Below are 19,087 nucleotides of genomic sequence, written 5' to 3'. Positions count from 1 at the left end.
AAGCTCAGACGTTGAACCGAAAGTTCACGACGTCGCCGTCCTTCATTGGGTATTCCTTCCCCTCGAGGCGCAGCGTTCCCTTGTCACGGCACGCCGCCCAGCTCCCGGCGGCGACGAGATCGTCGTAAGCGCACAGCTCGGCGCGGATGAATCCCTTCTCGATGTCGCTGTGGATCGCGCCCGCGGCTTGACGCGCCTTCGTCCCTTGCCGGATCGTCCACGCGCGGCACTCGTCCTCACCCGCGGTGAAGAATGAGATGCGTCCCAGCAGGTGGTACGACGCCCGGATCATCCGGTCGAGCGCCGGCTCGGCGATGCCGAGCTCGCCACGGAACGTCTCGGCGTCGGCGGCGTCGAGCTGGCTGATCTCCGTCTCGATCTTGGCGGAGAGCGCGACGACCTCGGTGTTCGGGCGCGTCGCGAACTCGGCGAGACCGAACGCCCCCGGTCCCTCGGAGAGCCTTGCGGCATCGGCTTCATCGGCGTTGACGACGACGAGGAGCGGCTTCAGTGAGAGGAACGTGAACCCGCGCAGGCGCTTCGTCTCCTCCTCGGAGAACTCGAGGTTCCGGAGAGGCGTCTCCTTCTCGAGCGCCGCGAGGCAGCGCTTCAGCATCTCCAGATCCTTCTTGTCCTCGTCGCGCCCCGCCTTCTTCACCGCCATCTCGAGCTTCTCGAGCCGCCGCTCGGCGATCGTATGATCGGCGAGGATCAGCTCCGTCTCCATCGTCGCAGCGTCACGTGCGGGGTCGATCGATCCTTCGGAGTGAGCGACCGCCTCGTCGCGGAAGGCGCGGACGACGTGGGCGAGCGCGTCGACCGTGCGGAGCTGGTCGAGCGGCAGGGCCTCCGCGGCCTCGCCCTTCTCGATCGCCGCGAGATCCATGTACTCGACCGTCGCCGGCGTCGTCTTCTTCGGGTTGTGCATCGCCGACAGACGCAGAAGGCGTGGGTCCGGGACCTTCGAGACGCCGATCTGGACGGCGTCGCGAGCGCCGGGCGGCGTCTCGGGCGCTCCGGTGAGCAGGCGGAAGAGGGTGGACTTGCCGGTCTGGGGGAATCCGAAGAGGCCGATGCGCATTTGTTCTCCGCGAAGGCGGGATGGTAGCAAGTGGCCGGCAACCTTGTTAGATTCGCCGTCGACCACCGTGTCGGGGCGTAGCGCAGCCCGGTAGCGCGCCTGCTTTGGGAGCAGGTGGTCGGGGGTTCGAATCCCTCCGCCCCGACCAATTTTTCGACGCACAAGTAGCCGCATCGCGGAAAGGCGATGTCATTGAAGACTTCGTGGGCGTGCGACCCCTCCGCAGGTTGGGCCTGACGTTGCTGCGGGCTAGGATTCCTACCTCGAGGCAAGCCATGAGTCGACGTGCGCAGGCCATGTTGCTGATGTCGATCGCGTGTCCGGCCTGGGCCGGAGAGGCGGTCTATCGCGTGGATCTGACCCTGGCGCCGTCCCCGCGCATCAAAGTCCACGCCACGGTTCCGAGCGACGGCGAATCTCTCGCGATGGCGACCTCGCGACCGGGCGACGTCCCGGAGGTGGCCGACGCAGGCTGGCCCGGGCTCGTGCGTCATCTTCGCGTGACGGACGAACGCGGCGCCGTCGTGGCGACGAGCCCGGCCGGCGCCGCGGGCTGGAAACTCGCGCGGCCGGTCCAGGGCACGCTGACGCTGGACTACGAAGTCGACTACGCGCCGCTCGCGGCAAGGAGCTGGCCGGCGCCGCGTGAGTGCGCCTTCGCCGACGGCGACCATGTGATCGTGATCGGGCGGTCGGTGTTCCTCACGACGCCGGCTCAGCAGGCGAGCGCCGTGCGCTTCTTGGCGCCCGGCGGATGGAGCGCGGTGACGCCCTGGCGCGGCACCGTCCCGACGACCGACGACCTGACGGAGAACCTGATCGCCTTCACGAAGAAGGCGCCGGATACGCTGACGGCGGGCGGCTTCCAGGTGAGGGTCGTGCCGATCGGGTCCTGGGAGACGGCGCGCGCGGAGGTGAGGCGCGTCATCGATCTGTCGGTGAAGCGCCTCGTCGCCTTCGTCGGGGCGAGCGGCACGGCGGATTACCTCGTCGTCCTCCTTCCGCAGAACGAGCACGGAGGCGAGTCGTTCCGCGCGAGCTTCGCCTTGACCCTCGACGCGGCCCCTTCGGCCGCGAATCTCGACGACTGGGGCAACACGATCGCGCACGAGATCTTCCATCACTGGAACGGGTGGATCCTGCAAGGCGCCGACTACATGGCGACGCAGTGGTTCCAGGAGGGGTTCACCGAGTACGCCGCGAACCTCGCGCTCGTCTCCGCCGGGCTCACGTCGCCGGAGCAATTCGAGGCAAAGCTCGCGTCGCACGTCGCGAACTATCGGAAGCTTCAGACGCCGCTCGACGCACCCGGGACGCACAAGGGGCCGCCGCTCTACGGCGGCGGGGCGCTCGTCGCGTTCACGTGGGACACGATGATCCGCGAGGCGACGAGAAACGCGCGCGGTCTGGGCGACGTCTTTCGCGCGCTCTTGCGTGACGCGAAGAAGCCTTATTCATGGACGGATATCGCGCGCGCGCTCGCGAACGTCGCTCCGCCGGACTGGACGGAGTTCCATCACCGCTTCATTCACGGCACCGAGCCGTTGCCTCTCGACGCGGCGTTCGCGCGCGTCGGCCTCAAATTGACGGAAGGCGAAGGCTCGGTGCGGGTCGACTCCGACCCGGCGGCGACCGAGGCCGCGAAGGCGCGCTTCCGTGCGCTGATTGGCCGCTAGTACCAGTACAGGACGAGGCTGACCGACCAGCTCCCTCGCTGGACGAGGACGTCGTAGCTCACGTTGTAGGTCCCGCCGGGCGGGAACTGCGACGTGAGATCGATGTCCTGATCGCAGCCGGGGGCGTTGCTCGTGCAGGCGAGGTACCCCGGGCACCAGCCGGCGCGCGAGAAGGCGCACGACGGAAAGCCGCAGGCATTCCACGACTGGCACGCGGTGACGGGGACGCTGCAGTCGGTGCGGAAGGGCACCACGGTGTAGACCGGCGCGCCGTTCTTCAAGATGCGGTTCGTGCGGTGGCAGAACTCGTCGCAGTTCTGGCAGCTGCCGCCGGGGCAGTTCGAGTTCGCCGTGCAGGCCGCGCCGTCGTTCGATCCGCCGTCGCAGTACTGCGTGCCGCCGTGGCCGGTCGTGAAGAGGCGACCCTTGACCTGCGTCGCGCCCAGGGGAATCGAGACGGAGCGGGACGGCAGCGGCGCGCCGCCGAAACCGACGACCTCAATCCCCGCCGCCGGATGCTTCGGCGACGCCTCTTCCGGGCGCTTCGTGAACTGGAACTGGGTCGTAACGTGCCAGCCTGCGGTCGCGAAGTTCGCGATCTCGGCGCCGATGAACCGGTGGCCGCTCAGGAGAGGCGCGTAGGGCGTGACGTCCATCGTGACGACGCGCGGCGGCACGACGCCGGTGCCGTTCGGCGCGGGGGCGTCGGTGCCGAACGGTGTCACGGCGTGGATCAGCTCGAGGTTGTCGTTCGTGATGCACGACCCGGTCCCGGCGAGACAGTTGTCGAGGACGAGGAAGGTTTGGGCAATCCGGTCCCACGGGTCGCCGCACGGGTTCCAGCCGCCGGGAGTGGGATTCGTGCTGCCGCACTTGTCGGTCGTGCCGTTCGCGCCGACCTTGCAGAGGCGTGAGTCCATCGTCAGCGTCATCGTGATCTTGGTCCACGCGCCTTCCGGGAAGTCGACGGGGACCATGAGCTGGAAGCCGTCGTCGCGCTGCACGGCACCGGCACGCACGGGGCAGCTCTGCCCGCCCGAGAGCCAGCAGAGCCCATCGTCATCGTGTGCCTTGAGGGCGATGCGCCCCGCGACGCAGTCGACGTGCTCGTTCGAGTAAGGCCCGGCGTTGCCTGCCGGGTCGACGGCGACGACAGCGAAGTAATAGTTGACGTTCGCCGACAGGCCCGTCATCGAGGTCGAGGTCGCCGGCCCGACATCTTTCACCGCGTCGTAGCGGTGCGGGGCCGTCCCGTAGTACACGAGGTACTTCGCGACTTGGTCGGCCGGTGCGGCGGCCGTCCAGTTCAGGTCGACCCCCGTGTCGGTGTACGTCCCCGAGAGCGTTGCCGCCGACACGGCCGTAGCGGGGCGGGTCGCCGACTCGTTGCCCGCCGCATCGACGGCGCTGACGAGGTAGTAACCGTCGAGCCCCGAGGCGATCGCATTGCCGTCGAGGAACGAAGGCGACGAAGACGTTCCGACCCGATTCGATCCGAGCGTCTTGTCGGGAACGAATCCAGCCGAGGTGCCGCGGTAGATCCGGTAGGCCGTGATCGTCTCCGCGCCGCCGGTCGCATCAAGGGACACCGGGTCCCACTGGAGCTGGACGTCGGCGCCCGACCTGGCCGCGAGGAGTCCGGTGACGGAGGCGGGAGGAGTGACGTCGGCCGCGAAGGCGAAACTTGTGGCCGAGCCGAGAAGGACCAGAGCCGCGAGTCTCATCGTTTCCCCCCGATTGACCGAGACGGTACGGCGCCGACGGCGCTCCGTCCAGCCTCCGATGAGCAGGCACCAAGAGAGTTGCGTGGTTCCTCATGAACGGCGAAGAGATTTTCCTTACCGATCTTCGAACAGTAGAAGAGTGAGCGTTTGCCCGTGTCATCGACGAGGTCTACGCTCGTAGCTTCACGGTCTTTCACGAGGAGACATCGCTCATGAATCAGAACGTCAAGTGGATTCCGCAGGGCTATCACACCATCACGCCGAATCTCACGGTAAAGGACGCCTCGAAGGCGATCGACTTCTACAAGAACGCCTTCGGAGCGCAAGAAGTCATGCGAATGCCCGGGCCGGGGGGGAAGGTCATGCACGCCGAGCTGAAGTTCGGCGACTCCACGTTCATGCTCGCCGACGAGATGCCGGAGATGGGGAACAAGGGACCCAAGAGCTACGGCGGAACGCCGACGAGCTTCTACGTCTTCGTGGAGAACGTCGACAACGCTTGGAAGAAGGCGCTGGGGGCAGGCGGCAAGGAGGTCATGCCGCTCGACACGATGTTCTGGGGCGACCGCACCGGCCGTCTCGAGGATCCGTTCGGGCATCACTGGGTGCTCGCGCAGCACGTGAAGGACGTCTCGCCGGAAGAGATGAAGAAGGCGGGGGAAGAGTGGATGTCGAAGATGGCGTCGAAGATGCAGGAGACGCATCGCTGAGGCTCTGACCTCCCGAGGACGGCCATGCTCTGGTGGCCGTCCTCTTCCTTCCGCTTCACGACCGTTCCCGTCCCGAACTTCGTTGTAATTCCTTAAGATTCATCGTATCTACGCTCCCAGAGTCCCTGGGGGCGTCCATGGAACTGCGTTCGATCCTGGGTCGGGCGGCGTGTGTCTGCCTCGCTGCCGCGGCAATCCGGGCAGCCGAGCCCGCGCCGCGCACACTTACCTTCGAAGATCGCGTCCGCGCCCAGGAGGCGATCGAGCGCGTCTACTACCGCCACCAGATCGGCACGACGAAGCCGTTCGAAGAAGCCGTCCCGCGCTCCGTCCTCGAGGCGAAGGTCCGCAAGTCCCTCGAGGAGACCGCCGCGTTACAGACCTACTGGAAGACCTCCGTCACCGACCTCATGCTCGACCGCGAGCTCGAGCGCATGGCGAACGGCACGCGCATGCCCGAGCGCCTTACTGAGCTCTATGCCGCGCTCGGCAACGACGCCTTCCTCATCAAGGAGACGCTCGTCCGCGCGACGCTCGTCGATCGGCTCGTGCACAACTTCTACGACTTTGATCCGTCGATGCATGTCGCGGAGAGGAAGGAAGCGGAGGAGTTGCACAGGAAGCTGGCTAGTGGGGAGTTGAGCGTCGAAGCGGAGCATCCGTGTCGGCATGCAGGCGAGGTCGTCCTCGGTGAACCCGCGCGCAACGCGTTCCGCACGGAGTCGCTCTCCGCGGCTGACTTTGCGGCACGACGGAAGAAGCTGCCCGTGAAGATCGGGCAGATGTCCGACATCGAGGAGCGAAGCGATTCCTTCGCTTTCACAGTTTCGTTGAGTGCGACGCCGGATCATCTCCGGTATGCGACCTACGCAGTTGCAAAAGCGGCGTGGGCCGACTGGTGGCGGACACGCAGCGTTGCGACGGTGCGCACGGATGCCCCGTTCGCCGCCGCGGCGTCGTCCGCCGGCCTTCGACGGCTGCCGCAGCAGCCGGTGCGTCCGGTGGAACGGGTGCCCGATGACACGTGGGTGAACGGAAGCCTGGACGACGAGCCGCACCCACGACAAAAGCCGCGTGCCGTCTGGACGGGAACGGAGATGATCGTCTGGGGCGGCGAGCCGAATGGTGTCATGACTGGCGCACGTTACGACCCCGCGACGGACACCTGGAGGCCGATCGCCCGCGCGCACGCGCCGACGGCGCTCTCGGATTACAGCGCGGTGTGGACCGGATCGGAAATGATCGTCTGGGGCGGCAGTCCCATTCAGAACTCCGGCGCACGATACAACCCCGTCAGTGACACTTGGGCACCAACATCGACGATGGGCGCGCCGTCCGCTCGCTTCGGACACACGGCGGTTTGGACCGGCACCGGGATGGTCATCTGGGGGGGCTTCATCACGAGCTCCGGTGCATCAACCGATACTGGCGGCATCTACGATCCTTCAACCGACTCATGGACCACCACTTCCGTGGTCGGCGCGCCTTCCCAATCGTCGGGAAACCCCGCCGTGTGGACCGGGAAGCGCATGCTCGTCATCGGATCGGGATCCATATCGGGAGGCAGCTACGATCCGGTCGCGAATGCGTGGAACTCGGTTTCCACGGTGGGCCAGCCCCACAGCGCTTTCGGATCGACCGTGATCTGGGCCGGTCGGGTCATGATCGTTTGGGGAGGGCTTGGGCCCACGAATGCGTTGAACACGGGCGCTCGATACGACCCATCGACGGACTCTTGGGCTCCGACGACCACCGCCGGTGCGCCCGCACCCCGCACACTCCACTCCGCCGTGTGGACCGGAAGAGAGATGATCGTGTGGGGGGGAGATCGCGGCGACGAGAACTATGTGCCGGGTGGCGCGGCCTACGACCCGAATGTAGACGCTTGGCGACCCATCGGCTCGGAAGGGCAGTTCCCTCGATCGTCTCACGCCGCGGTATGGACGGGCGACGAGATGGTCGTCTGGGGCGGTGATGTCGGCGGAACCGGGTCCTCGGGCGGCCGCTATTACCCGGTCTCGGACAAGTGGACGCCGACATCGACCGGTGGCCGTCCCTCCGGCCGCTGGTATCACACCGCTGTCTGGACAGGGAACGAGATGATCATCTGGGGAGGCTACGGCGATTGGGTTCTGGGGACCGGTGGGCGATACGATCCCGCAACGGACGCGTGGAGCCCCACCACGACGACCGGCGCTCCCACCGCCCGGGGCGGTCACACCACCGTCTGGACGGGACACGAAATGATCGTGTGGGGCGGCCAAGACGACAATGCCTATTCGTTTCCGATCTCGGGCGGGCGCTACGATCCGATCAGCGACTCATGGTCGCCGACCGCTCTCGAAAACGCTCCCGCCGGCAGGTTGGCTCAGAGCGCCATTTGGACCGGACATGAGATGGTCGTCTGGGGTGGCACCGACTACAACTACGACGATCTCGCCGACGGCGGCCGATACAGTCCCGGCTTGGATCAGTGGAAGCCGACCAGCCTGTTGAACGCACCGAGCGCGCGCCAAGGGCATGCGTGCGTCTGGACCGGGCGGAAGATGATCGTGTGGGGCAGGGGATATTGGAACGACACCACCGGCGGTCAGTACGACCCCGCGGACGATTCGTGGCTTCCGACGTCGATGGTCAACGCTCCTATCGCTTACGGTTACCCATCCGCCGTCTGGACGGGAAGCCGGATGCTGATCTACTCGTACGGGCTGTTCGGGAGCGTACCGGAATACGATCCTCAAGCGGACACGTGGACCTGGACGATTCAGTACAACCCTGGTCCAGGCGTGTATCGGCACTTCAGCACGATCTGGACCGGTCGCCACATGCTGATCTGGGGTGGCGATGGAAAGAATACCGGTGGAAAATTCGATCTGATCTCGAAGCAGTGGTCGTTTCCGGGGACGTCGCTGATCGATGCACCGTCCGGGCGCTCGCAGCACACTGCGGTTTGGACGGGCCACTCGATGATCATCTGGGGAGGGGCCGGCGGGCAGTATCTGGACTCCGGCGGCCAGTACTTCATCACGGGTTCGGAAACGTGCAACGGTCTCGACGACGACGGCGACGGCATCATCGACAACGGGGGCGATGCGCTCTGCGACGACGGTAACGCGTGCACCGCGGATACCTGCCGCGGAATTGATGGGTGCCAAAACATCGTACTCACCGGTGACTGCGACGATTCGAACGCGTGCACGACGGGTGACCACTGCCAGGACGGCTACTGCGTTTCGACCGGCCGGCTCAACTGCGATGACGGAGACGTTTGTACGTACGATAGCTGCTACCCGCTCACAGGGTGTTACCACAGTCCGCGCTCGACGTGCGACGACGGGAACAGTTGCACGATCGATAGCTGTGACAGGGTCACAGGCTGTTTGAATGCGCCCGCTCCCGACGGCTCGCCGTGTGACGATGGGAACGCCTGCATCGCAGGCGAATCGTGCCAGAGCGGATCGTGCTTGGGGGGAAGTCCGGTCGATTGCGATGACGACAATGTCTGCACGGCGGACTCGTGTCGCCCCGACGTCGGATGTGTGCACGAGCCGTCGGTCGAGTCTAGCTGCGACGACGGCAACCCGTGCACCTTCGATCTCTGCGATCCTCACGCTGGTTGCGTTTATCCGCAAGCACCGACCGGAAGCGCGTGCAACGATTACTACAACTGCACGTTGGACGATCGCTGTGACGCCGACGGTTACTGTGTCGGGCATTCGGTGTGCGACGACGGCAATCAATGCACCGATGACTACGCCGACGAGAATGCCGGTTGCCAGTGCTCGCATTGGCCGTCCTATCCCGATTACCCCTGCGATGACGGGAACGCGTGCACGACGAATGACGTTTGTAACGGGAACGGCGTCTGCGTCGGCGGGGTCCAAGCGTCGTGCGACGACGGCAATCCATGCACCGACGACTCCTGCGACCCGGCGACGGGTTGCGTGCACATCGCGACCGCCGAAGGCACCGAGTGCAACGATGGCAACGCCTGCACCACGCTCGACGCGTGCGACGGCGCCGGTCATTGCTTGAGCGTGATTCCTCTCGACTGCGACGACGGCAACCCTTGCACCGTCGATGCGTGCAATCCGGCGAGTGGGTGCACTCACGTTCCGGCAACGGCCGGAACGTCCTGCGCCGACGGCAACGCGTGCAACGGCGCCGAGTTCTGCGACGGCAGCGGGACCTGCCGCGCCAGCGCGCCCTTGAACTGCGACGATGGCAACCCGTGCACCGACGACTCCTGCAACCCGTCAACCGGCTGCGTCCACACGAACAACTCCGCGCCTTGCAACGACGGCAACGCGTGCACGAGTGGTGACGTGTGCGGCGGCGGCGCATGTCGCGCCGGCGCACCGGTCGTCTGCAACGACGGCAACGTCTGCACTGACGACGCGTGCAACCCGGCGATGGGCTGCGTCTTCACGAACAACACCGCGCCTTGCGACGACGGGAACGCCTGCACGCGGACCGACGTCTGCTCCGCCGGCGTGTGCACCGGCACGAACGCGGTCGTGTGCGCTGTGCTCGATCAGTGCCACGACGCGGGAGTCTGCAATCCGTCAACCGGGGCGTGTTCGAACCCCGCGAAGCCGGACGGCACCGCGTGCAACGACGGCAGCCTCTGCACCACCGGCGACGCGTGCATCGGCGGCACGTGCACGCCGAGCTTCAGCGGCCTGAACGAGCCGAACCCGCGCTCGACCGGCTACTACAAGCGCCTCTGCCTCGGGCCGCACTCGGGCGATGAATTCACCGACGCCGACGCGGTGTGCGTGGCGAGCGTGGCGCACGCCTTCGCCGGGATCTCGACCGTGGCGGATCTCTGCGCCGAGCTACAACCGAGTCAGCCGAACGGCGACGCGTGCGATCGCACCGACGACGACCTGATGGCGCTCGCTCTCAACATCTGCCGCGCGCGCGTGTGCACGCAGCAGGAGATCGACTCGCAGTGCGGGTCGAACACGACGGTGGGGCAGTCGCTCGCCGCATCGGACGCGATCCTCTCGAGCGCATCGCGCAGCTCGGACACCTGCGCGCAGGCGAAGTGCCTCGACGAGGAGATCAATACCGGCCGCGCGCTCGAGATGAACTCGCTCACGCTGCGGCGCGAGGGTTCCGGAGTGCGCCTGCAGTGGCGCATACCGTATTTAGAAGATGGGACCGGCGCACCGTCGAAATATCACGTCTGGCGGCGGATCCGCGGGTCGATGGCGGCGTTCACGAGGATCGGGACGACGGCCGACACCTCGTTCCTCGATGGGGCTTCGGGGTTCTTCGAGTACGAGGTCACCGCCGTCATGAATTGACACGCGGACCGAAGCGGGGTATCTCCATGGCAGAGTCGCATTCGACAAGGGGGCCGTGGAGTTGACTCGTCTCGGCGCCGTCGCACTGATCGCCGTCGCGGCATGCGTCGCATCTCTCGCTCAGGCCGAGACAGCGTCCACCTCGCCGAGCTATCGGCTGGAGCCGGCGACCCTCGACGCCGCCGGGCCGCAGGTGGCATCGAGCGCTCATGTCGCGAGCGCGTCGCTCGCCCAACCGCTCGCGATCGGGACGTCGTCGTCGCCGCACTTCGTCGTGCAATCCGGATTCTGGGGGTTCACGGGGTCCGGTCTCGTGCCGGTCGTACTGTCGGCGAACCGGACGACGGGACAGCCGCAGTCGATCGATCTCGCGTGGTCGGGGAACGACGCGCCCTACGATCTCTACCGCGCCGAGAGCTGCGCCACGATCTACTCGAGCATCTACGCGACGACGTCGAACAACGCCTACACCGACGCATCCGCTCCCACGAGCGGCCTGACCTGCTACAGCGTGCTCGCTCTTGCACCCGGGCCCGTTCCACCGCCGCCGGCTGCGCCGTGAGGTCGACATGAAAAGAAAGACGCTGATCGCCTGCTTCCTCTTGACCGTGACGGCGTCGCTCGCCGCCGCGGCGGTGCCGGCCGTCGTCAACTATCAAGGGCGTCTCACGGACAACACGCCGCAGCAGAACCCGCTCGACGCCACCGTCACGATGGACTTCTCGATCTGGGACGCCGCGTCCGGCGGAAGCTCGCTCTGGACCGAGACGCAGTCGGTGCAGGTGGTCAAGGGACTCTTCAACGTCCTTCTCGGCTCGTCGTCGGCGATGCCACCGACGCTCTTTTCGAGCGGCGAGATTCGCTACCTCGAGATCCACGTCACCGGAGAGACGCTCACGCCGAGGCAGAGGATCGCGACCGCGCCGTTCGCGAACGCCGCCGGGCGCGCCGACGATGCCGCGTCCCTCGGCGGCGTCGGCGCATCGGCCTACCAGCAGCGGATCGGAACCCCGTGCCCCGACGGGTACGCCATCAACGCGGTCGGCGCGGACGGCACGGCGACGTGCATTCAAGGGCCCCAGGGACCGGCGGGACCTCCCGGACCGGCCGGGAACGGTCTCGATACGGGCGGCATCGCAGGTACCGTCACCACGTGCACGGGACCCGCAGCGGGCGTCGTCGTCTATGTTCCGGGGAGATCGGCGGTGTCGTACAGCGCCGCCGACGGGACCTATGACCTCGCCTTCCTCGCGGCCGGCACGTACAGCGTTCAGTACAAGACGCCGGGGACGCCGGGGTCGACGACGGTGAACGGCATCGTGGTGTCGAGCGGCCTGAAGACGAACCCCGGGCCGATGAACGTGGCCGACGTGACGAGCGACGTGAACAACTGCGGCGGCTGCGGTCGTGCTTGCTCGACGAATCACATCACGCCTACGTGCTCTGGCGGCGGCTGCGGCGGCTCTTGCGCGACCAACTACGCAAATTGCAACGGTGATCCTGCCGACGGGTGCGAAGCATCGCTCCGGTCCACCGACAACTGCGGCTCGTGCGGCATCGTGTGCTCGACGAACCACATGACGCCGACGTGCAACCTCAACGGGTTCTGCGGCGGAACGTGCGATTCCGGCTACAGCAATTGCGACGGCACGTTTGCGACCGGCTGCGAAACGAACATCAACACGAGCAACGCGAATTGCGGCGGGTGCAACAACCCCTGCACCGGCGGGAAATCGTGCGTCGGTGGAAGCTGCGTCTGACCCCCACCTGTGTCGCGTGCTATCGTTCGCCGGTCGAGATTCGCGCGTGTAGCTCAGCCCGGATAGAGCACTAGCCTCCGGAGCTAGGTGTCGCAGGTTCAAATCCTGCCACGCGCACCACTTAGCCTCGGCGGCGGCCCTCGCGATTCTTGCGGGGGCCGCACCGTTCCGTTAGAGTTCACGCGGCGAAGACGGCCGAGGCTCTTTCTCGAAACAAGGGCGCCTGTAGCTCAGGTGGATAGAGCAACGGCCTTCTAAGCCGTGGGTCGGAGGTTCGAGTCCTCCCAGGCGTACCAATCCTGTCTCGTGGTGGGTGTAGCTCAGTCGGTAGAGCTCCAGACTGTGGATCTGGCTGTCGCGGGTTCAAATCCCGTCACCCACCCCACTTCCTACAACAACCCGGTCGGGAACTCGCCGCCTGCGCTACGCTAGGCGACCACGTTCGGGTTCACGCGCACGTAGCTCAATGGATAGAGCATCGGACTTCGGATCCGACGGTTGGGGGTTCGACTCCCTCCGTGCGCGCCAGCGCTCAGAATCGAGCGAGGACTTCCTCGAGATCCGGCTTGCCGATCTCCTGGAGCTCGTAGCCCACGCGAAGCGCCCGCTTGCCGATCGTGATCACGCGCCTCAGGTCGATCGGCGTCGCGATGAGCACGACGTCGGCGGGGCAGCGCTCGATCGTCGCCTCGAGATCGCGCATCTGCGCGTCGCCGTAGCCCATCGCGGGGAGGAGCGCGCCGATGTTCGGGTACTTCTCAAAGGTGCTCGAGATCGTGCCGACGGTCCAGGGGCGCGGGTCGAGGATCTCCGTCGCTCCGTGCTTCATCGCGGCGAGGACGCCGGCGCCGTACTTCATCTCGCCGTGCGTGAGTGTCGGGCCGTCTTCCACGCAGAGGACGCGCTTGCCGCGAATCGTCTCGGCGTCGTCGACGAGAATCGGCGAGGCGGCGTCGATGATGCGCGCCTTGGGGTTCACGGCGTGAACGGTCCGCCTGACCTTTACGATATCGGCCTCGTTCGCGGTGTCCTCCTTGTTGATGACGACGACGTGCGCGCGCCGTAGGTTCGCCTCGCCGGGGTGATACGACATCTCGTGCCCGGCCCGGTGAGGATCGGCGACGACGATCTCGAGGTCGGCCTTGTAGAACGGAAGGTCGTTGTTACCGCCGTCCCAGACGATGACGTCGGCCTCGCGCTCGGCCTCTTTCAAGATGGCGCCGTAGTCCACGCCGGCATAGATGACGCCGCCGGCCGCGATGTGCGGCTCGTACTCCTCCCGCTCCTCGATCGTGCACTCGTGGAGGTCGAGGTCCTCGAGATTCGCGAAGCGCTGGACCCTCTGCTTGACGAGATCGCCGTACGGCATGGGATGGCGGATGGCGACGGTGCGCCGGCCCTTGGCGCGGAGGATCTGGCAGACCTTCCGGGTCGTCTGGCTCTTTCCCGCTCCGGTCCGCACGGCGCAGACGGAGACGATCGGCACCTTGGACCGGATCATGCTGGCGTCGGGCCCGATCAGCCGGAAGTCAGCGCCGGCGGCGAGCACGATCGAGGCCTTGTGCATGACCGTCTCGTGCGCCACGTCGCTGTAAGCGAAGACGACCTCGTCCGCCTTCAGGTCGTGGATGAGCGCGGGGAGGTCCGCTTCGGGATGGATCGGGATCCCTTGCGGGTAGCGGGGGCCGGCGAGGGCGGCGGGATAGCGGCGGTCGTCGATGTTGGGGATCTGGGTCGCGGTGAACGCCACGACGCGCGACTCGGAATCGTCGCGGAACACCACGTTGAAGTTGTGGAAGTCGCGGCCGGCGGCTCCCATGATGATGACTCGCGTCTCCATGTGCATCTCCTTGCCGGACCGGCATCTTGGTTCAAATCTCCTTTCGATTGTGGAGTTCGCCCGTCCGGAAGACCGTGCGAGAATGCGCCGCTTCATGCTGCGCACGCGACACGTCCTCGCTCTGGCGGCGCTCCTCTTCCTGTGGAACGCGTGGGCGTACGACCTCTGGGCGCCGGACGAGCCTTACTTCGGCGAAGGCGCGCGCGAGATGGTCGTCGACGGCCAGTGGGCCGTCCCGCACGTCAACGGCGCGGTGACGACCGACAAGCCGCCGCTCTTCTTCTGGCTCATCGCGATCGCCTCGCTGCCGTTCCACCGCGTGACCTCGCTCACGGCCCGGCTCCCGTCGGCGCTCGCGATGATCGCCGCGGCGGCGCTCACGATGCGGCTCGCACGCCGCTTCGCCGGGGAGCGCGCGGGTCCCGTCGCCGGCCTCGTCTTCGTGACGACGTACCTGGTCTGGGACAAGGGACGGTCGGCACAGATCGACGCGCTGCTGTGCGTGCTCGTCCTCGCCGCCGTCTCCGCGTTCGAGGCGTACCGGGCGGGCGACCTCGGCGGCCGCCGGGCGGGGCTCCTCTTCTGGGCATCGGCGGCGCTCGCGACGCTCGCGAAGGGGCCGGTCGGGTTCCTGCTCCCGCTCGGCATCGCGCTCGTCACCCTTGCGCTCGACCGGAATCTGAGGTCCTGGCGCGCGTTCGCGCCGGCGAGCGGTCCCGTGTTGTTCCTCGGCCTCGTCGGGGCATGGATGGCGCTCGCCACCATCGGCGGCCACGGCACGTACTCGGTGTGGGGCGCGTTCGAGAAGCACGTGCTCGAGCGCGCCGTGCATGGCATGCATCACAAGCAGCCGTTCTGGTACTACGCGAAGGTGCTCCCCGTGCAGCTCGTGCCCTGGACCATGATGCTGCCCGCGGCGATCCTCGCCGCGTGGCGCCGCCGCGATCCTGGAGACCGGTTCCTGCTCGCATGGGCGGCGTTCGTCGTCGTCTTCTTCTCGGTGCCGGTGGAGAAGCGGGACCTCTACGTGCTCCCGGCCTATCCGGCGTTCGCGATCCTCGTCGCGCGCACCCTCGAGGCGCCGCTCCTGAGGCGGCTGGCGACGGCGCCTCACGCCGTCTGGGCGGCGGCGATGATCCTGGTCGGGCTCGCGGCTCCCGTCATCGTGCCGCGGGAGGGGTATCTGACGACGATTCGGGCGGTGATTCCGTCGATCGCGGTCGTCCTCACCGGTGCGACGGCCCTCTGGGCATGCTGGAAGGGCCGGCTCGAGGGGGCGATCAAGGCGACCGCTCTCGGCACCGCCACCGCCTACGTGCTCACCGCGACCCTCGTCTTTCCGGCGCTCAACGGCATCAAGTCGGCGCGGACGTTCGCCGGTCATCTGGCGGCGGCGACCGCGGAGTCGCGCGCGGCCGGGCACGACGTCGTCGCCTACGACGTCGGTAACCTGCCCGAGGCGCTCGCCTTCTACTCGGGCGGCGTCTACACGCGCGTCCTGGCCGAGCCCGGCGCGCTCGCAGCGCACCTCGGCCAGCCGGCGCGCGTCTTCGCGGTGGTCAACGAGGAGGCGCTCGAGGGGCTTCCGGCGATGCCCGTCGTGCTCGAGCGCACCGAGCTCGCGGGCCACCATGTCGCGCTCGTCGCCAACCGCTGATGCGGCAAAAGACCGTGTGCTAAGATCGCGCGCCTTCCTCAGGGAAGGTGGTATGGGCCGCTAGCTCAATTGGCAGAGCAGCAGACTCTTAATCTGCGGGTTCCAGGTTCGATTCCTGGGCGGCTCACCATGCCCCTTCCGTCCCCGAGAACCGTCGAGCGACGCGAGAGGAGCTCCGATGAAGATCGAGCTGACCGACGTCAGTCCCGTCAAGAAGACGATGGCCGTGGAGGTCGACGCCGAGGACGTCTCGAAGGAGACGGAGGCGGTGATCCGCCGCTACGCGAGCCAGGTGCGGCTCCCCGGGTTCCGGCAGGGGAAGGCTCCGGTCGCGATGGTCCGCAAGCGCTTCGCCAAGGAGATCGAGGACGACGTCCGCGAGCGGATGATCACGCGACTGTGGCGCGAGGCGACGCGAGAGAAGGGACTCCTGCCCCTCGGCGATCCCGTCCTGGAGGAGCTGAAGCACGAGGAGGGCGCGCCGTTCCGGTTCAAAACCACCTTCGAGGTCGTGCCGAAATTCGAGGTGAAGGACTACAAGGGCGTCGAGGCCAAGGAGCCGCCGAGCGCCGTCACGGATCGCGATCTGGAAGACGCCCTCGAGTCGATCCGCCAGGGGGCCGCGCGCTATGTCGCCGACGAGGCGCGGCTGGCGGAGCCGGGAGACGTCGTGGTCGCCGACCTGCGGGAGCAGGCGGAAGGCGAGGAGCCGAAGACCCGGGAGCGGATGGTGCTCGAGGTGGGCGCCAAGGAGAACCCGGAAGCGTTCAACGCCAAGCTCGGGGGGGCAAAGACCGGCTCGGTCCTCGACTTCGATGTCGCCTATCCGGCGGACCACACCGCCCCCGGGCTCGCCGGGAAGAAGGTCGCCTACCGGATCGCGGTCCACGAGGTGAAGCGCAAGGAGGTCCCGCCGCTCGACGACGAGCTGGCGAAGGACCTGGGGGATTTTGCCGACCTCGGGGCGCTCCGCGAGAGGGTCCGGAACGATCTCACCGAGAGAAAAAGCGCGGCCGCGCGCGCGGCGGTCCGGCAATCGGTCCTCGACAAGGTGCTCCTCTCCAACCCGGTCGTCCTGCCGGACGTGCTCGTCGAGGAGGAGATACAGCACCGATTGGAGGACATGGTGCGCGAAATGATGTTCCACGGCGTCGATCCGCGTACGATGAATCTCGACTGGAAGCAGCTCCGCGACCGGAACGAGGAGCCCGCAAGGAAGGTGGTCCATGCTCGTCTCGTCCTCGATGCGATCGGCGTCGCCGAGGGTGTCCGCGTCGAGCGCGGCGAGGTCGACGGCAGAATCCGGCGTGAGGCCGAGCGGATCGGCGAGAGTTACGAGATCGTCCGCGAGAGGCTCGCCAAGGGAGGAGGGCTACAAGCCCTTGAGACTCAGATAGTTAGAGAGAAATCGCTTGACTTGATTAGCTCCATTGCTAATATTCAAAAGGCGGAGTGAAGCATGCCACTCGTCCCTATGGTCGTCGAGCAAACGAGCCGCGGTGAGCGCGCTTACGACATCTATTCGCGTCTGCTCAAGGACAACATCGTCTTCATCGGCAGCCCGATCGACGACATGATCGCGAACCTGGTGATCGCCCAGCTCCTGTTTCTCGAAGCTGAGGACCCCGACAAGGACATCTCGGTGTACATCAATTCCCCGGGAGGCTCGATCACCGCGGGGATGGCGATCTACGACACGATGCAATACATCAAGCCGGACATCAGCACCCTCTGCGTCGGCCAGGCGGCCAGCATGGGGGCCGTGCTGCTGGCGGCCGGGGCGCGGGGAAAGCGCTTCGCCCTCCCGAACTCCCGTCTCTTGATCCACCAGCCGCTCGGCGGGGTTCAGGGCCAGGCCTCGGAGATCGAGATCCACGCCCGCGAGATCCTCCGCATGCGGGAATCGCTCAATGCCATCCTCCAGAAGCACACCGGGCAAGCCTTGGAGCGCATCGAGCGGGACACCGACCGTGACTTCATCATGACGGCGAGCCAGGCCCGGGAGTACGGGCTCGTCGACCACGTCATCGACAAGCGGCCCTAGGAGGGCGGATGTCGCGAAAGAAGCCCGACGGCGAAGGACTCAAGTGCTCGTTCTGTAACAAGAGCCAGCGCGACGTCCGCAAGCTGATCGCGGGCCCGACCGTCTACATCTGCGACGAGTGCGTCGACATTTGCCTCGACATCATCGCGGAGGAGAAAGAGACGGAAGAGACGGACGGCCGCGTCCGCCTCCCGAAGCCGGTCGACATCAAGACGTTCCTCGACGAGTACGTCGTCGGCCAGGAGGCCGCGAAGAAGAAGCTCTCGGTGGCGGTGTACAACCATTACAAGCGCAACGAGATGTCGCGCCGCCGGAACGACGTCGAGATCCAGAAGTCGAACATCCTCCTCATCGGCCCGACCGGCTCCGGGAAGACCCTCCTCGCGCAGACGCTGGCGCGCCTCCTCTCGGTGCCGTTCGCGATCGTCGACGCGACGACGCTCACCGAGGCCGGCTACGTCGGCGAGGACGTCGAGAACATCATCCTCAAGCTCCTCCAGGCGGCAGGGAACGACGTCGAGAAGTGCCAGCGCGGCATCATCTACATCGACGAGGTCGACAAGATCGCCCGCAAGGGCGAGAACCCGTCGATCACCCGCGACGTCTCGGGCGAGGGGGTCCAGCAGGCCCTCCTCAAGATCCTGGAGGGGACGATCGCCAACGTCCCGCCGCAGGGCGGCCGCAAGCACCCGCACCAGGAGTTCGTCCCGGTCGACACGACGAACATCCTGTTCATCTGCGGCGGCGCCTTCGTCGGGCTCGATCACATCGTCGAGCAGCGGATCGGCCGCAAGACGATGGGGTTCAAGGGCGAGATCAAGGCGCGGCGCGACAAGGACATGTCGGAGGTGCTCGGTCAGATCCAGCCGACCGACCTCATCAAGTTCGGGATGATCCCCGAGTTCGTCGGGCGTCTGCCGGTCATGGCGACCCTCGAAGAGCTCGACGGGCCGTCGCTCGTCCGGATCCTCACCGAGCCGCGCAACGCCTTGGTGAAGCAGTACCAGAAGATCTTCGAATTCGAAGGGGCAAGTCTCAGATTCACCGATGACGCGCTCGAAGCCGTCGCGCAACAGGCGATCGAGCGCAAGATCGGCGCCCGCGGCCTCCGCATGATCCTTGAAGAGCTCATGCTCGACATGATGTTCATGCTGCCCTCCCAGACGGAGGTCAAGGAGGTCGTCGTCACGAAGGACGTGGTGCTGAAGAAGAGCAGTCCGCTGATCGTCATGGAGAAAGCGGGTTAGACTCTTCTCGCCTTCGGTTCCGGTGCTTGACCTGTC

12 protein-coding genes and 6 tRNA genes are annotated in these 19,087 nt (G+C 66.5%); 15 read left to right on the top strand and 3 right to left on the bottom strand.

Annotated features, from left to right (window positions below):
• Nucleotides 1-4: 4 nt before the first annotated feature.
• Nucleotides 5-1,081 (bottom strand): redox-regulated ATPase YchF, encoded by a 1,077-nt coding sequence (gene ychF / locus VFV19_04220; GenBank protein ID HEX4823488.1) that lies wholly within the window; start codon nucleotides 1,079-1,081, stop codon nucleotides 5-7.
• Nucleotides 1,082-1,152: 71 nt separating this feature from the next.
• Here ychF and VFV19_04215 point away from each other — a divergent pair.
• Together VFV19_04215 and VFV19_04210 are read left to right on the top strand one after the other, a co-directional pair.
• Nucleotides 1,153-1,229: transfer RNA gene (locus tag VFV19_04215), tRNA-Pro, on the top strand.
• 127 nt (nucleotides 1,230-1,356) lie between these two features.
• Entirely contained in the window at nucleotides 1,357-2,757 is a 1,401-nt protein-coding gene (locus VFV19_04210) for a hypothetical protein (protein ID HEX4823487.1), read from the top strand.
• Here the strand turns inward: VFV19_04210 and VFV19_04205 are convergent.
• The gene (locus VFV19_04205) at nucleotides 2,754-4,481 is read right to left on the bottom strand and encodes a peptide-N-glycosidase F-related protein (protein ID HEX4823486.1); all 1,728 of its coding nucleotides are present in this window, start codon (nucleotides 4,479-4,481) and stop codon (nucleotides 2,754-2,756) included. The genes VFV19_04210 and VFV19_04205 overlap by 4 nt on opposite strands.
• Before the next feature lie 212 nt (nucleotides 4,482-4,693).
• Here VFV19_04205 and VFV19_04200 point away from each other — a divergent pair, with 212 nt between their 5' ends.
• The 8 genes from VFV19_04200 to VFV19_04165 all read left to right on the top strand — a co-directional run bounded on the left by VFV19_04200 (nucleotide 4,694) and on the right by VFV19_04165 (nucleotide 12,791).
• On the top strand, nucleotides 4,694-5,191 hold the full coding sequence (locus VFV19_04200; protein HEX4823485.1) for a VOC family protein: 498 nt from the start codon (nucleotides 4,694-4,696) through the stop codon (nucleotides 5,189-5,191).
• A 137-nt stretch (nucleotides 5,192-5,328) separates the two neighbouring features.
• A complete protein-coding gene (locus VFV19_04195; protein HEX4823484.1) occupies nucleotides 5,329-10,503 on the top strand; it encodes a hypothetical protein in 5,175 nt (1,724 codons plus the stop codon).
• Nucleotides 10,504-10,558: 55 nt separating this feature from the next.
• Nucleotides 10,559-11,065, top strand: coding sequence for a hypothetical protein (locus VFV19_04190; GenBank protein HEX4823483.1), 507 nt, complete (start codon nucleotides 10,559-10,561; stop codon nucleotides 11,063-11,065).
• Between the two features lie 7 nt (nucleotides 11,066-11,072).
• Complete coding sequence (locus VFV19_04185; GenBank protein ID HEX4823482.1) at nucleotides 11,073-12,263, top strand: hypothetical protein; 1,191 nt, start codon at nucleotides 11,073-11,075, stop codon at nucleotides 12,261-12,263.
• A 42-nt stretch (nucleotides 12,264-12,305) separates the two neighbouring features.
• Nucleotides 12,306-12,383, top strand: a tRNA-Arg gene (locus tag VFV19_04180).
• 99 nt (nucleotides 12,384-12,482) lie between these two features.
• Nucleotides 12,483-12,559, top strand: a tRNA-Arg gene (locus tag VFV19_04175).
• Nucleotides 12,560-12,572: 13 nt separating this feature from the next.
• A tRNA-His gene (locus tag VFV19_04170) sits at nucleotides 12,573-12,648 on the top strand.
• A 67-nt stretch (nucleotides 12,649-12,715) separates the two neighbouring features.
• Nucleotides 12,716-12,791 (top strand) — tRNA-Arg (locus VFV19_04165).
• A 4-nt stretch (nucleotides 12,792-12,795) separates the two neighbouring features.
• On the opposite strand, the gene VFV19_04160 is transcribed toward VFV19_04165, so the two are convergent.
• Complete coding sequence (locus VFV19_04160; protein HEX4823481.1) at nucleotides 12,796-14,103, bottom strand: cyclic 2,3-diphosphoglycerate synthase; 1,308 nt, start codon at nucleotides 14,101-14,103, stop codon at nucleotides 12,796-12,798.
• Between the two features lie 94 nt (nucleotides 14,104-14,197).
• On the opposite strand from VFV19_04160, the gene VFV19_04155 reads away from it, so the two are divergent.
• The 5 genes from VFV19_04155 (at nucleotide 14,198) to clpX (ending at nucleotide 19,051) form a co-directional block, all read left to right on the top strand.
• A complete protein-coding gene (locus tag VFV19_04155; protein HEX4823480.1) occupies nucleotides 14,198-15,760 on the top strand; it encodes a glycosyltransferase family 39 protein in 1,563 nt (520 codons plus the stop codon).
• A gap of 54 nt (nucleotides 15,761-15,814) precedes the next feature.
• Nucleotides 15,815-15,890 (top strand) — tRNA-Lys (locus VFV19_04150).
• Nucleotides 15,891-15,938: 48 nt separating this feature from the next.
• Nucleotides 15,939-17,216, top strand: coding sequence for a trigger factor (gene tig / locus VFV19_04145; protein ID HEX4823479.1), 1,278 nt, complete (start codon nucleotides 15,939-15,941; stop codon nucleotides 17,214-17,216).
• 3 nt (nucleotides 17,217-17,219) lie between these two features.
• On the top strand, nucleotides 17,220-17,804 hold the full coding sequence (clpP, locus tag VFV19_04140; protein ID HEX4823478.1) for an ATP-dependent Clp endopeptidase proteolytic subunit ClpP: 585 nt from the start codon (nucleotides 17,220-17,222) through the stop codon (nucleotides 17,802-17,804).
• 8 nt (nucleotides 17,805-17,812) lie between these two features.
• Nucleotides 17,813-19,051 carry an ATP-dependent Clp protease ATP-binding subunit ClpX gene (gene clpX / locus VFV19_04135; protein HEX4823477.1) on the top strand — a complete coding sequence of 413 codons (1,239 nt, stop codon included), beginning with the start codon at nucleotides 17,813-17,815 and terminating at the stop codon, nucleotides 19,049-19,051.
• Nucleotides 19,052-19,087: the final 36 nt, after the last annotated feature.

This window comes from Candidatus Polarisedimenticolaceae bacterium (genome assembly GCA_036275915.1).
Classification (GTDB): domain Bacteria; phylum Acidobacteriota; class Polarisedimenticolia; order Polarisedimenticolales; family DASRJG01; genus DASRJG01.
Note: the sequence above shows the minus strand (reverse complement) of the source record. Positions and strands in the feature narration are given on the sequence as shown.

Coding starts and splice junctions, on each gene's coding strand:
- clpX (HEX4823477.1), top strand. CDS start 17,813: ATGTCGCGAAAGAAGCCCGACGGCGAAGGACTCAAGTGCTCGTTCTGT.
- VFV19_04205 (HEX4823486.1), bottom strand. CDS start 4,481: ATGAGACTCGCGGCTCTGGTCCTTCTCGGCTCGGCCACAAGTTTCGCC.
- ychF (HEX4823488.1), bottom strand. CDS start 1,081: ATGCGCATCGGCCTCTTCGGATTCCCCCAGACCGGCAAGTCCACCCTC.
- VFV19_04210 (HEX4823487.1), top strand. CDS start 1,357: ATGAGTCGACGTGCGCAGGCCATGTTGCTGATGTCGATCGCGTGTCCG.
- clpP (HEX4823478.1), top strand. CDS start 17,220: ATGCCACTCGTCCCTATGGTCGTCGAGCAAACGAGCCGCGGTGAGCGC.
- VFV19_04185 (HEX4823482.1), top strand. CDS start 11,073: ATGAAAAGAAAGACGCTGATCGCCTGCTTCCTCTTGACCGTGACGGCG.
- tig (HEX4823479.1), top strand. CDS start 15,939: ATGAAGATCGAGCTGACCGACGTCAGTCCCGTCAAGAAGACGATGGCC.
- VFV19_04155 (HEX4823480.1), top strand. CDS start 14,198: ATGCTGCGCACGCGACACGTCCTCGCTCTGGCGGCGCTCCTCTTCCTG.
- VFV19_04195 (HEX4823484.1), top strand. CDS start 5,329: ATGGAACTGCGTTCGATCCTGGGTCGGGCGGCGTGTGTCTGCCTCGCT.
- VFV19_04200 (HEX4823485.1), top strand. CDS start 4,694: ATGAATCAGAACGTCAAGTGGATTCCGCAGGGCTATCACACCATCACG.
- VFV19_04160 (HEX4823481.1), bottom strand. CDS start 14,103: ATGGAGACGCGAGTCATCATCATGGGAGCCGCCGGCCGCGACTTCCAC.